Annotated in this window: 11 protein-coding genes; 2 read left to right on the forward strand and 9 right to left on the reverse strand. The window is 39.2% G+C overall.

What is annotated here, in order from left to right; translation table 11 throughout:
• Positions 1-17: 17 nt before the first annotated feature.
• Together lon and HMPREF1321_RS00720 are read right to left on the reverse strand one after the other, a co-directional pair.
• A complete protein-coding gene (gene lon, locus HMPREF1321_RS00715; RefSeq protein WP_009421019.1) occupies positions 18-2471 on the reverse strand; it encodes an endopeptidase La in 2454 nt (817 codons plus the stop codon).
• A 592-nt stretch (positions 2472-3063) separates the two neighbouring features.
• Positions 3064-4326: an acetyl-CoA hydrolase/transferase family protein gene (locus tag HMPREF1321_RS00720; RefSeq protein WP_009420929.1), complete on the reverse strand. Its 1263-nt coding sequence runs from the start codon at positions 4324-4326 to the stop codon at positions 3064-3066.
• Between the two features lie 114 nt (positions 4327-4440).
• Between HMPREF1321_RS00720 and HMPREF1321_RS00725 the strand changes: the two genes are divergently transcribed.
• The gene (locus HMPREF1321_RS00725) at positions 4441-4851 is read left to right on the forward strand and encodes a BrxA/BrxB family bacilliredoxin (protein ID WP_009418093.1); all 411 of its coding nucleotides are present in this window, start codon (positions 4441-4443) and stop codon (positions 4849-4851) included.
• Between the two features lie 58 nt (positions 4852-4909).
• On the opposite strand, the gene HMPREF1321_RS00730 is transcribed toward HMPREF1321_RS00725, so the two are convergent.
• From HMPREF1321_RS00730 to pdhA, 4 genes are all read right to left on the reverse strand, one after another.
• Complete coding sequence (locus tag HMPREF1321_RS00730) at positions 4910-6061, reverse strand: serine hydrolase domain-containing protein (RefSeq protein ID WP_009410209.1); 1152 nt, start codon at positions 6059-6061, stop codon at positions 4910-4912.
• A gap of 16 nt (positions 6062-6077) precedes the next feature.
• Complete coding sequence (gene sucD / locus HMPREF1321_RS00735; RefSeq protein WP_002672787.1) at positions 6078-6953, reverse strand: succinate--CoA ligase subunit alpha; 876 nt, start codon at positions 6951-6953, stop codon at positions 6078-6080.
• 214 nt (positions 6954-7167) lie between these two features.
• Positions 7168-8784, reverse strand: a complete 1617-nt coding sequence (locus tag HMPREF1321_RS00740) for a pyruvate dehydrogenase complex dihydrolipoamide acetyltransferase (protein WP_009420951.1) — start codon at positions 8782-8784, stop codon at positions 7168-7170.
• A gap of 35 nt (positions 8785-8819) precedes the next feature.
• Positions 8820-9818, reverse strand: a complete 999-nt coding sequence (gene pdhA, locus HMPREF1321_RS00745) for a pyruvate dehydrogenase (acetyl-transferring) E1 component subunit alpha (RefSeq protein WP_002672792.1) — start codon at positions 9816-9818, stop codon at positions 8820-8822.
• 577 nt (positions 9819-10395) lie between these two features.
• On the opposite strand from pdhA, the gene HMPREF1321_RS00755 reads away from it, so the two are divergent.
• Positions 10396-12735: a beta-N-acetylhexosaminidase gene (locus HMPREF1321_RS00755; protein WP_009420996.1), complete on the forward strand. Its 2340-nt coding sequence runs from the start codon at positions 10396-10398 to the stop codon at positions 12733-12735.
• A 57-nt stretch (positions 12736-12792) separates the two neighbouring features.
• Here HMPREF1321_RS00755 and HMPREF1321_RS00760 read toward each other — a convergent pair whose 3' ends face one another.
• The 3 genes from HMPREF1321_RS00760 to HMPREF1321_RS00770 are packed head-to-tail and all read right to left on the reverse strand — an operon-like array spanning position 12793 to position 17027.
• On the reverse strand, positions 12793-13737 hold the full coding sequence (locus HMPREF1321_RS00760; RefSeq protein ID WP_009420923.1) for a GSCFA domain-containing protein: 945 nt from the start codon (positions 13735-13737) through the stop codon (positions 12793-12795).
• A 13-nt stretch (positions 13738-13750) separates the two neighbouring features.
• Positions 13751-14275 (reverse strand): methylated-DNA--[protein]-cysteine S-methyltransferase, encoded by a 525-nt coding sequence (locus HMPREF1321_RS00765; protein ID WP_009420974.1) that lies wholly within the window; start codon positions 14273-14275, stop codon positions 13751-13753.
• The gene (locus HMPREF1321_RS00770) at positions 14232-17027 is read right to left on the reverse strand and encodes an AsmA family protein (protein WP_009421036.1); all 2796 of its coding nucleotides are present in this window, start codon (positions 17025-17027) and stop codon (positions 14232-14234) included. Before HMPREF1321_RS00770 ends, HMPREF1321_RS00765 begins: the two co-directional genes overlap by 44 nt.
• Positions 17028-17039: the final 12 nt, after the last annotated feature.

Here is a 17039-nt window from a genome sequence, read left to right on the forward strand (position 1 = left end):
TGCAAAAGTACTAATTATTACTCAAAGGTTAAAACTTTTTTGTGTTTTACATCTTGATTGGTAATTGCCAAACGTATCACTTCTTCCATATCCGTTACATAATGAAAAGTAAGTCCTTTAAGGTATTCTTGCTTGATTTCCAAGATATCTTTCTCGTTGTCTTTGCACAAAATATATTCTTTAATACCTGCGCGTTTCCCTGCCAAAATCTTCTCTTTAAGTCCACCTACCGGTAGTACCTTTCCACGCAAAGTAATCTCTCCGGTCATTGCCAAGTGTTTTTTCACTCTTTTTTGAGTAAAGAGCGACATTAGTGAGGTAAGCATCGCAATACCCGCACTCGGGCCATCTTTAGGGGTTGCCCCTTCGGGTACGTGTATATGCACATCGTAACTATCAAAGAGTTTCACATTGAGGTTATAGCGCTCAGCATTGGCTTTTAGGTATTCCAAAGCAATAGTAGCCGATTCTTTCATCACCTGACCTAAATTACCCGTGATATTAAGCACCCCCTTACCTTTCGATAAGGCAGATTCTATAAACAGAATATCTCCTCCTACACTCGTCCACGCCAATCCAGTAACTACGCCAGCTACCTCGTTATCTTCGTATTTATCGCGTTCTAAGCGGGCAGGTCCCAATATTTTTTCTATGGTCTCTATGGTAAGTTTAGGGTCATAGGCTTCTTCCATTGCTAAGTTTTTAGCTCCGTAGCGCACTACTTTCGCTATTTCTTTTTCCAAAGCGCGTACTCCCGATTCGCGAGTATAACCTTCCACAATATGTTCTATTTCCTTTTTGCCTAATTGCAAGTCAGTAGTTTTCATACCGTGTTCTTTGAGTTGCTTAGGTAATAAGTGGCGTTTAGCTATCTCGGTCTTTTCCTCTATGGTATAACCCGTTACGTTGATGAGTTCCATACGGTCTAGCAAAGCAGGCTGTATGGTCGAAAGGTCGTTCGCAGTAGCGATGAACATCACCTTAGAAAGGTCGTACCCCATCTCGAGGAAGTTGTCGTAAAACTCTTTATTTTGCTCAGGGTCGAGCACTTCTAGCATAGCCGAAGAAGGATCGCCTTGGTAACTATTGTTTCCTAATTTATCTATCTCATCTAATACAAATACAGGATTAGAGGTCTTAGCTTTTTTAAGCTGTTGCAAAATACGCCCCGGCATTGCCCCGATATAGGTTTTGCGGTGACCGCGTATCTCTGCCTCATCGTGCAAACCTCCTAACGACATACGCACGTACTCACGGCTCAAAGCCTTGGCAATAGAGCGTCCTAAGGAGGTCTTCCCTACCCCAGGAGGTCCATAGAAGCACAAGATAGGTGATTTCATATCATTACGGAGTTTAAGCACCGCCAAATACTCTATGATACGGCGTTTCACCTCTTCTAATCCGTAGTGTTCCTTATCAAGAATTTTCTGAGCGCGTTTTAGGTCAAAGTTGTCTTTAGAATACTCATTCCAAGGCAATTCCAATAATACTTCTAAGTAATTACGCTGAATGCCATAATCTGGACTATTAGGATTGGTACGTTGCAATTTGCTCAATTCCTTTTCAAAGAGCTCTTTTATCTTGTCGTCCCACTTCTTGGTTTTAGCTTTCTTTTTCAGCTCTTCCATCTCTTGCTCGTACGACACGCCTCCTAATTCTTCCTGAATGGTGCGCATCTGCTGGTGCAAGAAGTATTCACGCTGTTGCTGGTCGATATCAATACGCGTTTTCGACTGTACTTCGTTACGCAAGGTAAGGCGTTGCAAGTCGATATTCAAATATTTTAAGATAGCCGTAGCACGCTCTTTCAGCTCATCAATTTCCAATACGCCTTGCTTTTCCAAAACAGTAGCATTCATATTGGACGATATAAAGTTAATCAGGAACGATGTGCTCTCTATATTCCTAATAGCAAAAGCCGCTTCCGAAGGGATATTCGGATTTTCTTGCACAATCTTGATAGAGAGGTCTTTCACAGCTTCAATAGTCGCTTCAAACTCCTTATCGTTCGCATCGGGTTTCACATCCGGCATCTCTTTTATCATCGCTTTGATGTACGGCTTTTCTTCTACAATACTCTCTATCTCGAAGCGCTTTTTACCCTGAATGATAATAGTTACATTGCCGTCAGGCATTTTCAAAACTCTGAGAATACGGGCTACCGTACCAAAACGGAAGAGGTCTTTACCCTCGGGTATTTCGGTCTTCTCGTCTAATTGAGCTACAACACCAATAGTCTTAGTAGTAGCATATGCCTCGTTGATAAGGTGAATAGACGCATCTCTCCCCGCACTGATAGGCACTACTACTCCTGGAAATAACACAGTGTTTTTCAAGGGAAGAATAGGTAACACGTGTGGTATGCGTTCGCGTTCTATCTCTTCTTCATCTTCCAAAGTAAGAAGCGGAATGAACTCTGTATCTTCGTCTATATGTTCAGCCAAAAGGCTGTCAAAATTTCCTATATTCATATTTAGATCGTTACTATATGCCATTTTGTCAGCAATCACTTGTCTATATAAATACCCTCATTATATCTATACAGTTTAAAATCAATTTCTTATATACTACAAAATGTACATTGCTCCCTATGTATTACAATAGGTGTGCCATAAAAATTACCTCCTTCTTACTTTCTTCTTTACTCCGTCTTTACCGTCACACTCCCCCTATTACCTAGTGCCTAAGGACTATCATCTATTCCTTTTTATTTCGTATCGAAACTCCGTTTTTAACATTTTTTGCATTGTTGTATTATATTATGAATCAACTATTTATACACCCTTTCTATACCAATCGTCCAAGATTCGTATAAGCTTCCTATAAGCTTTCTATAAGCTAACCACACCTCTCTTACGGCTTATTTTTTACCTTTTACCTCAATACACTCTTCCGTTCTTCTCCGTTTCCTTCCGAATACTCCTAACCGTCCCAACACATCGCTTTTTCATCTCAAACTTTGGCAAAGTTCAATAAACTGATAATATTTCCTCTTTTCCAAATTTTCCAATTCTCTCATTTTCGAATTCTCTAATTACCCCCGCCTGTACGGCTCGTACTACCCTACTTCATCATAAAACTCCTCTCTAAGTTTTCACGGTGGTTAGGGTGCGCTATTGCAATCAATGCCTTAGCCCTTTCACATAAATTCTTGCCAAAAAGCTCAGCCACACCATATTCAGTAACGATATACTGCACGTGAGCACGAGTGGTTACCACACCTGCCCCTTGTTTGAGAAAAGGCACAATCTTGCTCTCTCCTTTGTTTGTGGTCGAAGGAAACGCAATGATTGATTTTCCTCCTTCGCTAAGCATTGCACCTCTTACAAAGTCTATCTGTCCACCAAATCCTGAATAAATAGCCGTTCCAATAGAATCAGCACATACCTGTCCTGTAAGATCCACCTCTATTGCTGAATTGATAGATATCATTTTCGGGTTCTGACGTATCACCGACACCTCATTAGTATACGAAGCTTCAGCTATTTCCACTGATGGATTTTTGTCAATAAAATCATATAACTCTTGTGTTCCCATCACAAACGAAGCTATAATCTTGCCTTTGTCTATCTTCTTTTCATAACCATTAATCACGCCCTTTTTCACCAAATCAAGCACTCCTTCTGTGAGCAGTTCTGTATGAATACCTAAGTTTTTTAGGTGTCCCATCTCTCCCAAAGTAGCATTAGGAATGTTACCAATACCCAATTGCAATGTACTACCGTCCTCAATAAGAGGCACAATATGTCGGGCTATTTGTTTTTCAATAGTATCAGGTTCTGTAAGATGCAATGAGAAGATAGGAGCATCGTGTTCCACTAAGAAGTCTATTTCATCAATATGTAGAAGGGCGTCACCGTAAGTACGAGGCATTTGCTTGTTTACTTTTGCAATCACATATTTTGCATTGCGTATCGCCGATTTACAAGCCTCTACACTCACACCCATAGAACAAAAACCAAACTTATCAGGAGGCGATACTTGTATAAGCACTACATCCACTTTAACGTGCTTCCTATCAAATAATAAAGGCATATCACTTAAAAAAATAGGGGTATAGGAACCATTCCCATTTTTCATAATATCTCGCACATTCCTCGACAGAAAAAAAGAATTTACATAAAAACTATCCTTGTATTTAGGGTCAGCATAAGGAGCGTCTCCCTCAATGTGAATGTGCCCTATACTTACATTGCGTAGTTCTGATGAACGCTCTACAAGAGCATCTACAAGTATTTCAGGTACAGCAGCGCCTCCGTGAATATAAACAAAGTCACCACTCTTTACAACCTTTAAGGCTTCTTGAGCAGTCGTAATTTTTGCCATTTAAAATAATATTAGTTAATGGCTCAAAAGTACTACATTAAATCCAATTGGCAAAATAATTAGTAATATAATTTTTTTTAGTACCTTTGTCCCCAATTTTAAAAACGAAGTATTATGTATCCACCTGAATTGGTAAAACCAATGATAGAAGAACTAACAGCGGTTGGTTTTGAAGAATTAAAAACAGCTGAGGCTGTAAAAGAAGCATTGAAAAGAGCAGGTACTACCCTAGTGGTAGTAAACTCTGTATGCGGTTGTGCTGCCCGTAATGCGCGCCCTGCAGTAATCTACAGTTTGCAAAACGCTAAGAAACCCGACCATCTTACCACTGTTTTTGCTGGGGTCGATAGAGAGGCTACTGAAGAAGCTCGTAACTTTATGCTTCCTTTTCCTCCCTCCTCTCCTAGTATAGCTCTGTTTAAAGATGGTGAATTAGTGCATATGTTGGAACGCCATCATATCGAAGGTAGAATGGCTGAAGCTATCGCTGAAAATCTCCAACAAGCCTATAATGAATTTTGTTAATCAATTTTCATTTCTAAAAAATCCTTTTGTGATACCAAAGATATCACAAAAGGATTTTTTAATACTGATTAGGAATACGCTCTGCCCCTTCAATAATAAAGTCGGTTAAGCGTTGTAAGTAGATATTAATTTGCGGGTCAGTTACATTAAACAGCAATACAATTACCAGTTGCTCATTTGGGTATACTGATAGCCAACCGTAACCTCCCACTCCCATTCCTGTGTGTCCAAAATAATCACGCCCATTCCAGTCTCGCTGGTTTTGCCAACATATACCATAACTCACCTCAGTATCATCAAAAGTACATTGCTTTTTTAGCATCTCGTTTTCTATAGGCTGAGAAAGAAAATTATGGCGCTCTATAGCAATTCCCATTTTAGCAATATCGTTAGAAGTAGAAAGAAAGCCTCCTCCTGCCAGCTTAAAGTAGTTATTCACATCAGGAGCTTTGGTGAGTCCTCCTTTTTTAGACCTTGAATAAGGTGTAGCCTCGTCTTTAATTATTTTTCCTCTATCAGGGAAAGTGCGCCACATATTTAAAGGCTTAAACACTTCCTCTTTAGCCACATTCTCAAACTTCTCATTCAAACACTTTTCTATAGCCAATGAAATCAAATTTATACCGTAGCTACTATACAAAAACTTTGTTCCTGGTGCCGACTGTAATATGTCATCTTTAAATAAATTCACTCCCTGTTCAATACTGTAAGCTTTATTTAAAGTATATTCATTAGCCCTATAAGTGCGTATGCCTGCTAAGTGTCCTGCAAGTTGTTTCACGGTAAAATCAAAAGGCTTTTGCGGGTAATCAGGTATATATTCATAAATTGAAGTATTCCAGTCAAACTTCTTTTGCTCTTGCAGTCTAGCCAATACCATTCCTGTAATAGCTTTCGACATACTCGCTACCCTAAATAGCGTATTCTTAGGGTCAATAGTTGTCTTTTTGGTAATATCAGCATATCCATAACCTCTTTGCCATATTATTTTTCCTTGTTTGGCTACAGTTACAGAGGCTCCTGGTATAATTTGTTCTTGTATTAGGTATTGTAATATTTTCTCAGCTTCAGTACGTGCATCGTCAAACGAGATTACTTCAGAAGGATTTCTTTTAAATACATCTACATCTTGAAGTTTCTTTTGTGCAAATAATGAATTAAAAAATGAAATAATAGTGCTAAACAAAACAATAAGTATTAGTTTTTTCATAAATTATTAACAAATGCTATTTTTTCATTATTTCAGCTACTTTCTCCCCTATTTTAGCAGGCGAATCTACTACGTGAACACCACATTCGCGTAAAATACGTTTTTTAGCTTCAGCAGTATCATCAGCACCTCCTACTATAGCCCCGGCGTGTCCCATTGTTCTTCCTTTAGGAGCTGTTTCACCTGCTATAAAACTAACTACAGGCTTTTTATTACCATTGGCTTTTATCCATCGGGCTGCTTCTGGCTCTAACTGTCCACCTATTTCACCTATCATCACAATACAATGAGTCTCTGGGTCATTCATCAACAATTCTACAGCCTCCTTAGTAGTAGTACCAATAATAGGGTCTCCTCCAATACCAATAGCTGTAGTAATTCCTAATCCTTGTCTTACAATTTGGTCAGCTGCCTCATAAGTAAGTGTCCCTGATTTCGAAACTATCCCCACGTGTCCTTTCTTAAAGATAAAACCTGGCATAATGCCTACTTTTGCTTCTTCAGGCGTAATCACTCCCGGACAGTTAGGCCCTACCAAGCGGCAATCTCTATTCTTTATGTAGGCTGCTACTTTCACCATATCAGCTACCGGAATCCCTTCTGTAATAGTAATAATTACTTTTATCCCTGCATCAGCAGCTTCCATAATAGCATCAGCTGCAAAAGCGGGTGGCACGAAAATAATAGATACATCAGCTCCTGTTGCCTTCACAGCATCAGCTACCGTGTTAAACACTGGCTTTCCTAAATGTGTTTGACCTCCTTTATTAGGGGTAATTCCTCCTACCACATTAGTGCCATATGCAATCATTTGTTCAGCGTGAAAAGTACCTTCGCTTCCTGTGAAACCTTGTACTATTACTTTTGAATTCTTATTAACTAATACACTCATTGCAATTATTTTTTTTGTTTTCTTATAGCAAAGATAAATAAAATTTCTATACTTTCAAAATCTTTCGTAAAGAAATCGATTATTATTTTACCTTCTTCTTTTTATTACATTAATTATCAATCTATTGCATTATTACTTTTTTCATCTATTCTCATAACAAAAAAGGGCTACCCACATAGGCAACCCTTTTGTAATATGCTGTCCTCAACACTCGTTATGCGAGCATTGTTACAGGATTCTCAATATAAGCTTTGAGTGTTTGTAAGAATTGAGCTCCAGTAGCCCCGTCGATAGTACGGTGGTCGCAAGCAAGAGTTACTTGCATAGTGTGACCTACTACTATTTGTCCGTTTTTCACTACAGGTTTCTCAACAATAGCTCCTACTGAAAGAATAGCAGAGTTAGGCTGATTGATGATAGAAGTAAATACATCTACCCCAAACATACCCAAGTTTGACACGGTGAAAGTGCTTCCTTCCATTTCGGCAGGAGTAAGTTTCTTGTTGCGTGCCTTACCAGCCAAGTCTTTTACCAAGGCGCCTATTTGAGTAAGCGTTAAAGTATCCGTAAACTTGATAACAGGTACTACCAAGCCATCTTCAATAGCCACAGCCACCCCTACATTCACGTGCTTGTTGTAAAGGGTTGTATCGCCTTTCCAAGAAGTATTTACTTGAGGGTGTTTTTTAAGTGCCATTGCGCAGGCTTTCACTACCATATCGTTGAAAGATATTTTGGTGTCTGGCAAATTGTTAATTTGAGCGCGAGATTCCATCGCGTTATCCATATCAATTTCTATTGCCAAATAGTAGTGAGGTGCAGTGAATTTAGACTCTGCCAAACGTTTCGCAATCGTTTTGCGCATTTGTGAGTTTTTCACCTCTTCTGTTACTTCCACTCCCACAGGAATTACAGTTGGGATAGCTGCGGTAGCGGTTGCAGGTGTAGCCGTAGTAGCGGTAGCAACCTTAGCACTTGGTGTAAAGTTTTCTACGTCTTTCTTTACAATACGTCCGTTTTCACCTGTTCCTTTCACCTCAGTAAGGTTAATACCTTTATCTTGTGCTATTTTCTTAGCCAAAGGAGAAGCAAATACGCGGTCGTTTGCATTAGCTACCGAAGTAGTGGCTGATGTGGCTGTTTCAGCCGGTTTGCTTTCAGCCTTAGGAGTTGCAGGAGCCGAAGTTGAAGCTCCGCCAGCTTTCACGGCTGCCAAAACTGCGTTTACATCAGTACCCGCAGGGCCTATAATCGCCAATAATGAATCTACTGCTGCACTTTCTCCTTCTTTTAGACCTATATACAATAAAGTACCTGAATAAAATGATTCAAACTCCATTGTAGCCTTATCGGTTTCAATTTCAGCTAAGATATCACCTTCTTTTACAGTATCACCTACCTTTTTGAGCCAAGAAGCCACAGTACCTTCCGTCATTGTATCACTGAGTCGAGGCATTGTTACCACTTCTACTCCTGCTGGTATAGTAGCACCAGCAACAGGAGCCGTAGTTACCTCAGCAACAGGTTTTGCTTCTTCAGCTTTAGGAGCCGATGCTTGAGCTCCTCCAGCTATAAGTGCCGAAATATCTTCACCCTCTTTACCTATGATAGCCAATAAGGTATCTACTTTAGCACTTTCTCCTTCTTTTAAACCTATATACAATAAGGTTCCTGTATGGAATGATTCAAATTCCATCGTAGCTTTATCCGTCTCGATTTCTGCTAAGATATCGCCTTCATTTACTTTATCGCCTACTTTTTTAAGCCACTTTGCTACAACACCCTCTTCCATAGTGTCGCTCAAGCGTGGCATAGTAATAATTTCTGCCATTTATGTTGTTATATTTAATTAGTGTTTCCTTTTTATTATAATCTACTGGGCAAGAAAGGGTAATTTTCTTGGTCGTAAACCACATCATACATAATATGTGTTTCTGGATAAGGTGATTCTTCTGCAAATTTCTCACACTCAGCCACACGTTCTTTCACACGTTCGTCGATAGCTTCTAACTCAGCATCGGTAGCATATTTCTTCTCTTTGATAACCGCAAGTACATTGGTGATTGGGTCTTGTTTTTTGTACTCTTCCACCTCTTCTTTAGTACGGTAGTGTTGCGCATCCGACATTGAGTGTCCACGATAACGATAAGTACGAATGTCAAGCAAAGTTGGTCCTTCTCCACGGCGAGCGCGTTCTACTGCTTCATACACCGCTTCGGCTACTGTTTCAGGGTGCATACCATCTACGGGTTGGCAAGGCATTTGGTAACCCAACCCGAGCTTCCAAATATCCACGTGGTTAGCAGTTCTTTCCACCGATGTACCCATTGCGTAGTGATTGTTTTCTACAATAAAAACCACAGGCAATTTCCACAACATAGCCATATTCATTGTTTCGTGAAAAGCTCCTTGGCGCACCGCACCATCACCCATAAAGGTAAGTGTAACCGCCTCTCTATTGAAGTACTTATCGGCAAAAGCCAAACCAGCACCCAATGCAATCTGTCCTCCTACGATACCGTGACCACCATAGAAGTGATGTTCTTTCGAAAAGATGTGCATAGAGCCTCCTAAACCGTGAGAAGTACCTGTACCTTTACCGTACAATTCAGCCATAATACGTTTAGGGTCTACGCCCAAACCTATGGGGTGTACGTGGCAACGGTAAGAAGTAATCATTTTGTCTTTGGTAGGGTCAATAGCGTGCAAACAACCTGCAGCTACCGCTTCTTGACCGTTGTATAGGTGCAAGAACCCCCTTACTTTTTGTTGAATATAAACTGCAGCGAGTTTATCTTCAAATTTCCTCCAAAAAAGCATATCCTCGTACCATTTTAGGTACACTTCTTTATCAAATTTTTTCATTGGTTTTTGATGTATATAAAAGTCTATTAGTATTCTTACAATAGTATATTTTCTATTATGTTCCGCTATGAGTCCCTCTTAAATTGACTCTTCCTTCGTCTTTCCTTTATCTGCCCGTGCGGTTCGCACCGTCTTTTGTTCGTCTTTTGTTCGTTCTTTGTTCGTCTTTCCTTCGTTCTTTGTTCGTCTTTCCTTCGTCTTTCCTTCGTCTTTTCTTTATCTGCCTGTGTGGCTCGCACCGTCATTTGTCCGTCTTAGCTTCAAATAGCCTTCGATTTTCAATCTTATTTCCTTCTTATAAAAACTTTTTACACTTCATTTCTCATTTGCTAATTCTCAAATTTGCTAATTTGCTAATTACGACTGCCTGTGTGGCTCGCACCGTTATTAACTTCGTATTATTGGCATTTTTGGCATTATGGTATTAAACTTTTCAGCTTTTACCTCTTAGCTTTCTGAGCAGTTTTAAATCACTTTCTAAAAATATTTGCAAAGGTGCAAAAAAAATATCACCTAACCAAAAAATATTCAAAAAAAATTTTATACCTTTGTCCCATTAATTCAAATTTTAAATGTAATGAAGATAAAATTAACTTCCGTACTTTTGTTATTGATAACGATTATTTCGTGTAAATCAACTACAAACAATCAAGGAGAGAGTACTGCTAATTATGAGGTAATTCCACTACCCGAAATGATTACCACTCCCCAAGCTGATGCCGATAAACCTTTCGTGCTTACGGCTGATACCAAAATCACCTATCCAGAAGGCGATGCTTCTTTACAGCAGTACGCTGGATTCTTGCAAGAGTATATCAAAAAACAAGCAGGAATTGAAGTGAATATCGCTCCTAACCAAAACAATGAGACCAACACTATTGCCTTGTTGCAAAATTACCAAAACAACAACAAAGAGGCTTACCAAGTAGTGGTGAATGCCAAGAACATTACTGTAAATGGAGCTTCTAAAGCGGGTACTTTCTATGGAGTACAACTCTTGAGAAAATCTATTCCGGTACAAAAAGTAGGCAAAGTCATCTTCCCTGCTAAAGAAATAACCGATAAACCCTATTTCGCATATCGTGGTGCACATTTAGATAGTGCCCGTCACTTTTTTACTGCCGACTCTGTGCGCATTTATATCGATATGTTAGCACTCCACAATATCAATAAATTCCATTGGCATCTCACCGATGATCAAGGTTGGCGTTTTGAATCTAAAAAATACCCCGAACTTACTGTGGTAGGAAGCACTCGTAGCCAAACTATGGTAAACAAACAGTGGGACACCTTCGATGGTAAACCTCACGGAGGCTTCTATACTCAGCAAGAAATGAAAGACATTGTAAAATATGCCGCCGACCGCAATATTACCGTTATTCCTGAGATAGACCTCCCAGGACATATGGTTGCTGCTTTGGCTACTTATCCACAATTAGGCTGTACAGGAGGCCCTTATAAAGTAAGAGAAACTTGGGGCATAGCCGAAGATGTACTTTGTGCTGGCAACCCCGAAACTTATGATTTCATTAAAAATATATTAGAAGAAGTAACTGAAGTATTCCCTTCAGAATATATCCATATAGGAGGTGACGAATGTCCTAAAGATAGCTGGAAGAAATGCCCTAAATGCCAAGCTAAGATAAAAGAGTTAGGTATTAAAGGTGATGCTAAACACACAGCCGAAGAATACTTACAAAGTCACATAATTACATTCGCTGAAGATGTATTAGCTAAAAAAGGTCGCAAAATCATTGGTTGGGACGAAATCCTTGAAGGAGGTTTAGCTCCTAATGCTACTGTAATGTCTTGGAGAGGTATCGGGGGCGCTATAGAAGCAGCTAAGTCTAATCACGATGCTATTATGACCCCTGTTTCTTATTGCTACTTCGACTATTATCAAACAGATAAAACCGATAAAGAACCTCTTGCTATTGGTGGTTATGTACCGGTAGAACGTGTTTACTCTTTCAATCCTTACCCCGATGCACTTAATAAAGAGCAACAAAAACACATCTTAGGAGTACAAGCCAATGTTTGGACAGAGTATATCAAGACTTTCAAACACGTACAATATATGGTATTGCCTCGTTTTGCAGCCTTAGCCGAAGTACAATGGGAAGACCCTGCAAAACCTAAAGACTACAATCAGTTTTTACAACGCTTAATGCGCCTGCTTCCTATCTACCAGTTAGAAGGTTATAACTATGCTAAACACATATTCGACCTTCGTGCCGAAGTAAAACCTGAGGTAGGTGATATACAAGTAACTCTCTCTTGTTTACAAGATACACCTATCTATTACACTACCGATGGGAGTGAACCTACTAAAAGTTCTAACGTGTATAAAGAACCTTTAAAGCTCACCCAAGATACCCATCTAAAAGCTAAAGTATTCGGTCAAGAAACCGAAAGTAGCTTCGAACAACAGTTCCTTTTCAACAAAGCAACCGTACGCCCTATTGAGTTCCTCAGTAAACCTAGTCAAAACTATACTTTTGGGGGCGCTATTACCTTAGTTGATGGTAGAAAAGGGGGTACTAATTCACGCTCTGGAGAATGGTTAGGTTTTAGTGAAGCACCTTGTGAAGTGGTGATTACTCTAAAAGAAAATACTCCTGTAAAAGAAGTGCGCTTCAATGCTCTTATTGAAACAGGTGATTGGATTTACCCTCCAACCAGCTTTGAAGTATCGGGGTCTAAGGACGGTAAAAGTTATGATTTACTCGCTAAAGAAAACTATGCGCTTCCCAAGGAACCTCTCAAAGAAATAAAAACTTACTCTCTTTCTTTCCCAGAAAAAGAAGTAACCTATCTAAAAGTGAAGATAAATGAAGTAAACAAAATTCCTTCTTTTCATCAAGGAGCAGCTGGTAAACCTGGCTTCCTCTTCATCGATGAAATTCAAGTATTGTAATAGGCTTACATAACAATAAACAAAAAGCTATCTAATAGTTCTCATTAGATAGCTTTTTTATATCTCAATATGCGGGTATTTCTTCTTAAAAACCTCTATTTTCTGTCGTAATTGTATTTGAAACTGCTGATAATTCTCTGTTTTAGGGTTAAACGGACGATGTTGCAACCCTTTCTGTATGGCATCTATTTGTTTCATATCTGCCTGAGTAGCCTTATCTATATAGGTTTCTACTAAGCGTTCCCAAATATAGTCTATAGCCATTTCCGATGGGTGTACCATATCATTAGCGTAAAAGCGGTAATCGCGAAGTTCATCTAAAAGCAACTCATAGGCTGGAAAATAAGTGCACACCCCCGATGAAAGTACCGAATAAAGTGCTACCAACAAATGTGCTTTGCTCACTTGGTTTTCTAAAAAACCATCTTTCAAGTGTCGTACAGGCGAAATAGTGAAAACACATTGCAAGTCCTTATTCACCTTCTTTAACAGTGCTATAATATGGGTAAGGCTCTCCCCTATCTCTTCTACTGATAATAGTCGTTTTGAGAAGTGTTGTTGAGGCACTTTATGACAATTTGCCACTATCTTATCAGTACTGTTATAGATGTATACCCAAGCTGTACCAAGAGTGATAAAACAGAAATCGGCTTTTTGTAGTGTGTTATAAAGTGCTGTTTGTTGTATATTGGCAAGATGAACAGCTTCCTCTAAATTCGGTTTGCTCATATCCGAATGAAAGTCGAAACTGTGCCAAAGTTCATTGTGCAAAAAGAAATCTTCAGCCTCATAAGGAGTGTGTTCTATTGCTCTGTTAAGCACATTTTCAATAGCTAAGGGGTGAAAGAGTATCCCAAAAGGGTTTACCGTAACAGGAATTTTATAATAACTAAACTTTTGTGCCATATTCACAGCAAAGCAAGAACCTATACTCAGTATCTGCGAGTGATAAGTAATCCTTTTAGTAGCCTCGTGTATAGGTACAATTGTTCTAAATTCCATAACGATAAAATAATTAAACGTTACTCCTTTCTAAATCCAACAGAAATTGCTTCCTCTCAATTCCACTAGCATATCCTGTAAGTGTCCCGTCCGAACCTATAACACGATGACAAGGAATAACAATTGAAATACGGTTTTTCCCATTGGCATTAGCAACAGCTCTCACGCCTTTGGGATTCCCCACAGCCGTAGCCTGTTCTTTATACGACCGCACTTCCCCATACGGAATAGTTTGTAACACTTTCCATACTTCTTCTTGAAAAGAAGTCCCCACCAAAGCTAGCGGCAGACTAAACTCTTTACGCTCTTTGGCAAAGTACTCTCTCAATTGTTTCTCCAACTCCGATAACAACAAACTATCCTCAGCTACTTGTGTTGCCCCGTAATGCTTTACGAGTATTTCTTGGTCTTTAAGCCAGTTTTTACTATCAACAAAGTCAAGCATACAAATTGCCTCATCAGTAGCTATGGCAAGCATCTCACCTATGGGGGTGTTAATTCTCTTTTTGTATAGTTTCACCATTTTGTTCTTCTTCATTGATAGCTTCTGTGTTATTAGGGTCGTATTCCGTTTCTTCTAAATCTTTGGACTTTTTGCCTAAACCTATTTTAGGGTTTTCTTGTGTTCCCGTTACTTTTATAGGAATTCCAATAATCCCCAAGGGTGGTAAGCCCAAACGCATCTTAAAGTTCAATCTACCGTCAAAGCTACTCTGTCCTTCTATACGTGGTCTAAACCCTGAAACCTTAAACTTAAACCGCTCTACCGTGATAAGATTATTCTTTATACTACTCTTGATGTCAATAGTGGAAAGATTAGCATCTCTCAGTCCGTCTGTACCTGTTCTATCACTGATAACATTAAAAAGTTTAAACCCTTTTAGTTGAACGTTCTTCACCGATAGCACTCCTCCTCCTTTTATTGAAGGATAAATAGGTGACATCTCATCATCTAGCTTCCCTTCTACGGCGTAATCCAATGAAATAATACCTTTGGCATCTTTTGCCATTGCCACCATTTCTCTGAACATCTTCACTTCTTTGTAGGCTCTTTGCACGTCAAAGTCTTTAGCTTTAATCTTAAAACTAAAATTAGCGCGTTTAGGCGTTTCATCTGCGTATTTAGCATCTATTTGTGTAGAAACTCCTATAATATTAAAACTGACGTTTTGCAAAGCTAAGGTTCCTCTATTAAGCTGAGTATTACCTCTCAAATTGTGAATAGTAAGTCCTTGTAAAGCTACATTTTTAAGGTTGGCATTCAAGTTAAAGTTAAAGAGCTTAGGAACAATCACCACCCCTTTTTCAGTTGGAGTATCATTGGTAACCGTTGCTTCCTTCGCTTCTTTTGTTTCTTGAGCAGGGGCAGAAGTATACATAAACTCATCTACATCAAGATAGTTAGAGCTTACCGTAAAGTTTCCTTTCAGCACTTGGTTGTTTGATAGGAAGAAGTTAATAGCGTTGCTCATCCGTCCGTTCATCAAAAAGTCCGATTTCCCATAGGTAGCACGGAAGTCGGTAAAGTGCATATTGTCTTGATTGAAGTGAAAGACCCCTTGCTGAATGATAAACGGTTTAGGCAAGTATTCTGTAGTGGTTTTGATATTACGCAGTTCTATCACTCCCTTATTGTGCAAAAGATGATAACGCCCGTTAGTAGCATCGCTCTGAGTGCCTTGCAAGGTAAGGTCGGCTTTGGCATAACCTTCTAATTCCAAGCCTTTTTGTGAGAATACTTTATAAATTTTGGCTATGTCTAACTCTCCTTTGGCTTGTATATCATATCGGATATCGTCGAAATTCTCCATCGATAAATTCACCGTAAAAGGCTTTCCTTCAAACAAGAACGTCGCAGGAGACACATTTACTGCCAAAGTTTTCATCGAGCCATCAGTGTTTTCTATATTCCCTTTGAAGTGAATATCAGTAACCGGATTGGGGTAGTAGGGCGTCTTTACATAACCATCGGAGAACTCCAAAAGCCCTTTCGTAATAGGGAACAATCGTTGTTCAGGTGCATAAGTACCCTTACTCTTCACGTTTGCCAAGAGCATTCCTTTCAGTTGGAAGTCCTTCATATCCATCAAGTGCATCACATTCTCCACATTGATGTTTGCTCTCACTTTAGCATCAATTACAGGAGGCTTTATCCCATCAAGACTTACAATGCCCGAGAAGTACTCCTTACCTATATCAAAGTAAATCGAATCGAGCTTTACTGCCACTTTATCTACGTTCAGCGAAGGCAATCTCGTTTCTATGTTCAAGTACACATTCTCAGCCGGAGCTGGTACTCCCTTATAGCCTACATAACCATCTCTTACTTTCATTTTTAGATAAATATCGGGACTCAAATTCTGTGAGGCTATATATTGCCCTTTCATCGAAAAGAACACATCGGTCTTTCCTTTAAGAGTGGCTTTCTTGTGCCATTGTGTAAATTGGGGAGGCAAGGCGGTAAAGAAGTCGTCAAGATTGCTATCCTTAGATTCTATTTCCAAGTCAATGTCATATCCATTGCTCAAAAAATCTAACTTTCCTTTAAAATCCACAGGCAATCGGTTTATCTTTAAGTTGTTTTGCTGAAAGATAAAAGCTAGTGAATTTGTATTAATCTGGGTAATTAGCTCTGCGTTTACGTGTTTGTTCTTAAAGTAGGTTTCCCCTGCAAAAAGAAAATCCAATGATTGTATTTCTGCTTTGGTACGCAAATCGAAGATAGAAGCCTCTAAGCCTCCTTTTCCTAAGTAATTAAAACCGTTGGCTTGAAGGTAAATCTCTGTCGATTTATCATCGTATATCAGTCGGGTATTTCTCAGCTCAATACGCTGTAAATTCACCCGTGTATCATCACTCTCCGAGGTGCTTTCTTCTCCCGATGATTTGTAAACGTTATAATTAGCCTCGCCTTGTTTGTTTACTTTTATATGCACAAAAGCATTTTTAAGGTATATCTCCTCTATGTCTATCTTCTTAGAGAACAACAAATCCTTTACATCTATCCCCAAAGAAATTTGCTTTACTGCCACAAGCGTATCATTCTCATAGGGTTTAGAGCCCTTCATCAAGAAGTTATCAAGGTTAAGCGTAAGCGATGGGAAATGGGTAAAGAAAGATAACTTAGCTTTAGAAAAGTTAATTTCTCCGTTCAGATTATCATTGGCAAGCTTCTTAACTTTCTCAGTTACGTACTCAGGGTACACCATTGGAAAAATGATAATGAATGCCAATAGCAATGCTATCAGCACTCCCAATATCTTTAAGCTTTTGAGGATATACTTCTTCATCAAAACAATAAA

Origin of the sequence: Capnocytophaga sp. oral taxon 412 str. F0487, assembly GCF_000271925.1 — a bacterium.
GTDB classification, from domain to species: domain Bacteria; phylum Bacteroidota; class Bacteroidia; order Flavobacteriales; family Flavobacteriaceae; genus Capnocytophaga; species Capnocytophaga ochracea.

What these genes read in the sequence shown, in the direction of transcription:
- HMPREF1321_RS00720 (WP_009420929.1), bottom strand. Translation starts at nt 4,326, where the DNA reads ATGGCAAAAATTACGACTGCTCAAGAAGCCTTAAAGGTTGTAAAGAGT.
- HMPREF1321_RS00770 (WP_009421036.1), bottom strand. Translation starts at nt 17,027, where the DNA reads ATGAAGAAGTATATCCTCAAAAGCTTAAAGATATTGGGAGTGCTGATA.
- HMPREF1321_RS00740 (WP_009420951.1), bottom strand. Translation starts at nt 8,784, where the DNA reads ATGGCAGAAATTATTACTATGCCACGCTTGAGCGACACTATGGAAGAG.
- HMPREF1321_RS00725 (WP_009418093.1), top strand. Translation starts at nt 4,441, where the DNA reads ATGTATCCACCTGAATTGGTAAAACCAATGATAGAAGAACTAACAGCG.
- sucD (WP_002672787.1), bottom strand. Translation starts at nt 6,953, where the DNA reads ATGAGTGTATTAGTTAATAAGAATTCAAAAGTAATAGTACAAGGTTTC.
- lon (WP_009421019.1), bottom strand. Translation starts at nt 2,471, where the DNA reads ATGAATATAGGAAATTTTGACAGCCTTTTGGCTGAACATATAGACGAA.
- pdhA (WP_002672792.1), bottom strand. Translation starts at nt 9,818, where the DNA reads ATGAAAAAATTTGATAAAGAAGTGTACCTAAAATGGTACGAGGATATG.
- HMPREF1321_RS00755 (WP_009420996.1), top strand. Translation starts at nt 10,396, where the DNA reads ATGAAGATAAAATTAACTTCCGTACTTTTGTTATTGATAACGATTATT.
- HMPREF1321_RS00765 (WP_009420974.1), bottom strand. Translation starts at nt 14,275, where the DNA reads ATGAAGAAGAACAAAATGGTGAAACTATACAAAAAGAGAATTAACACC.
- HMPREF1321_RS00760 (WP_009420923.1), bottom strand. Translation starts at nt 13,737, where the DNA reads ATGGAATTTAGAACAATTGTACCTATACACGAGGCTACTAAAAGGATT.
- HMPREF1321_RS00730 (WP_009410209.1), bottom strand. Translation starts at nt 6,061, where the DNA reads ATGAAAAAACTAATACTTATTGTTTTGTTTAGCACTATTATTTCATTT.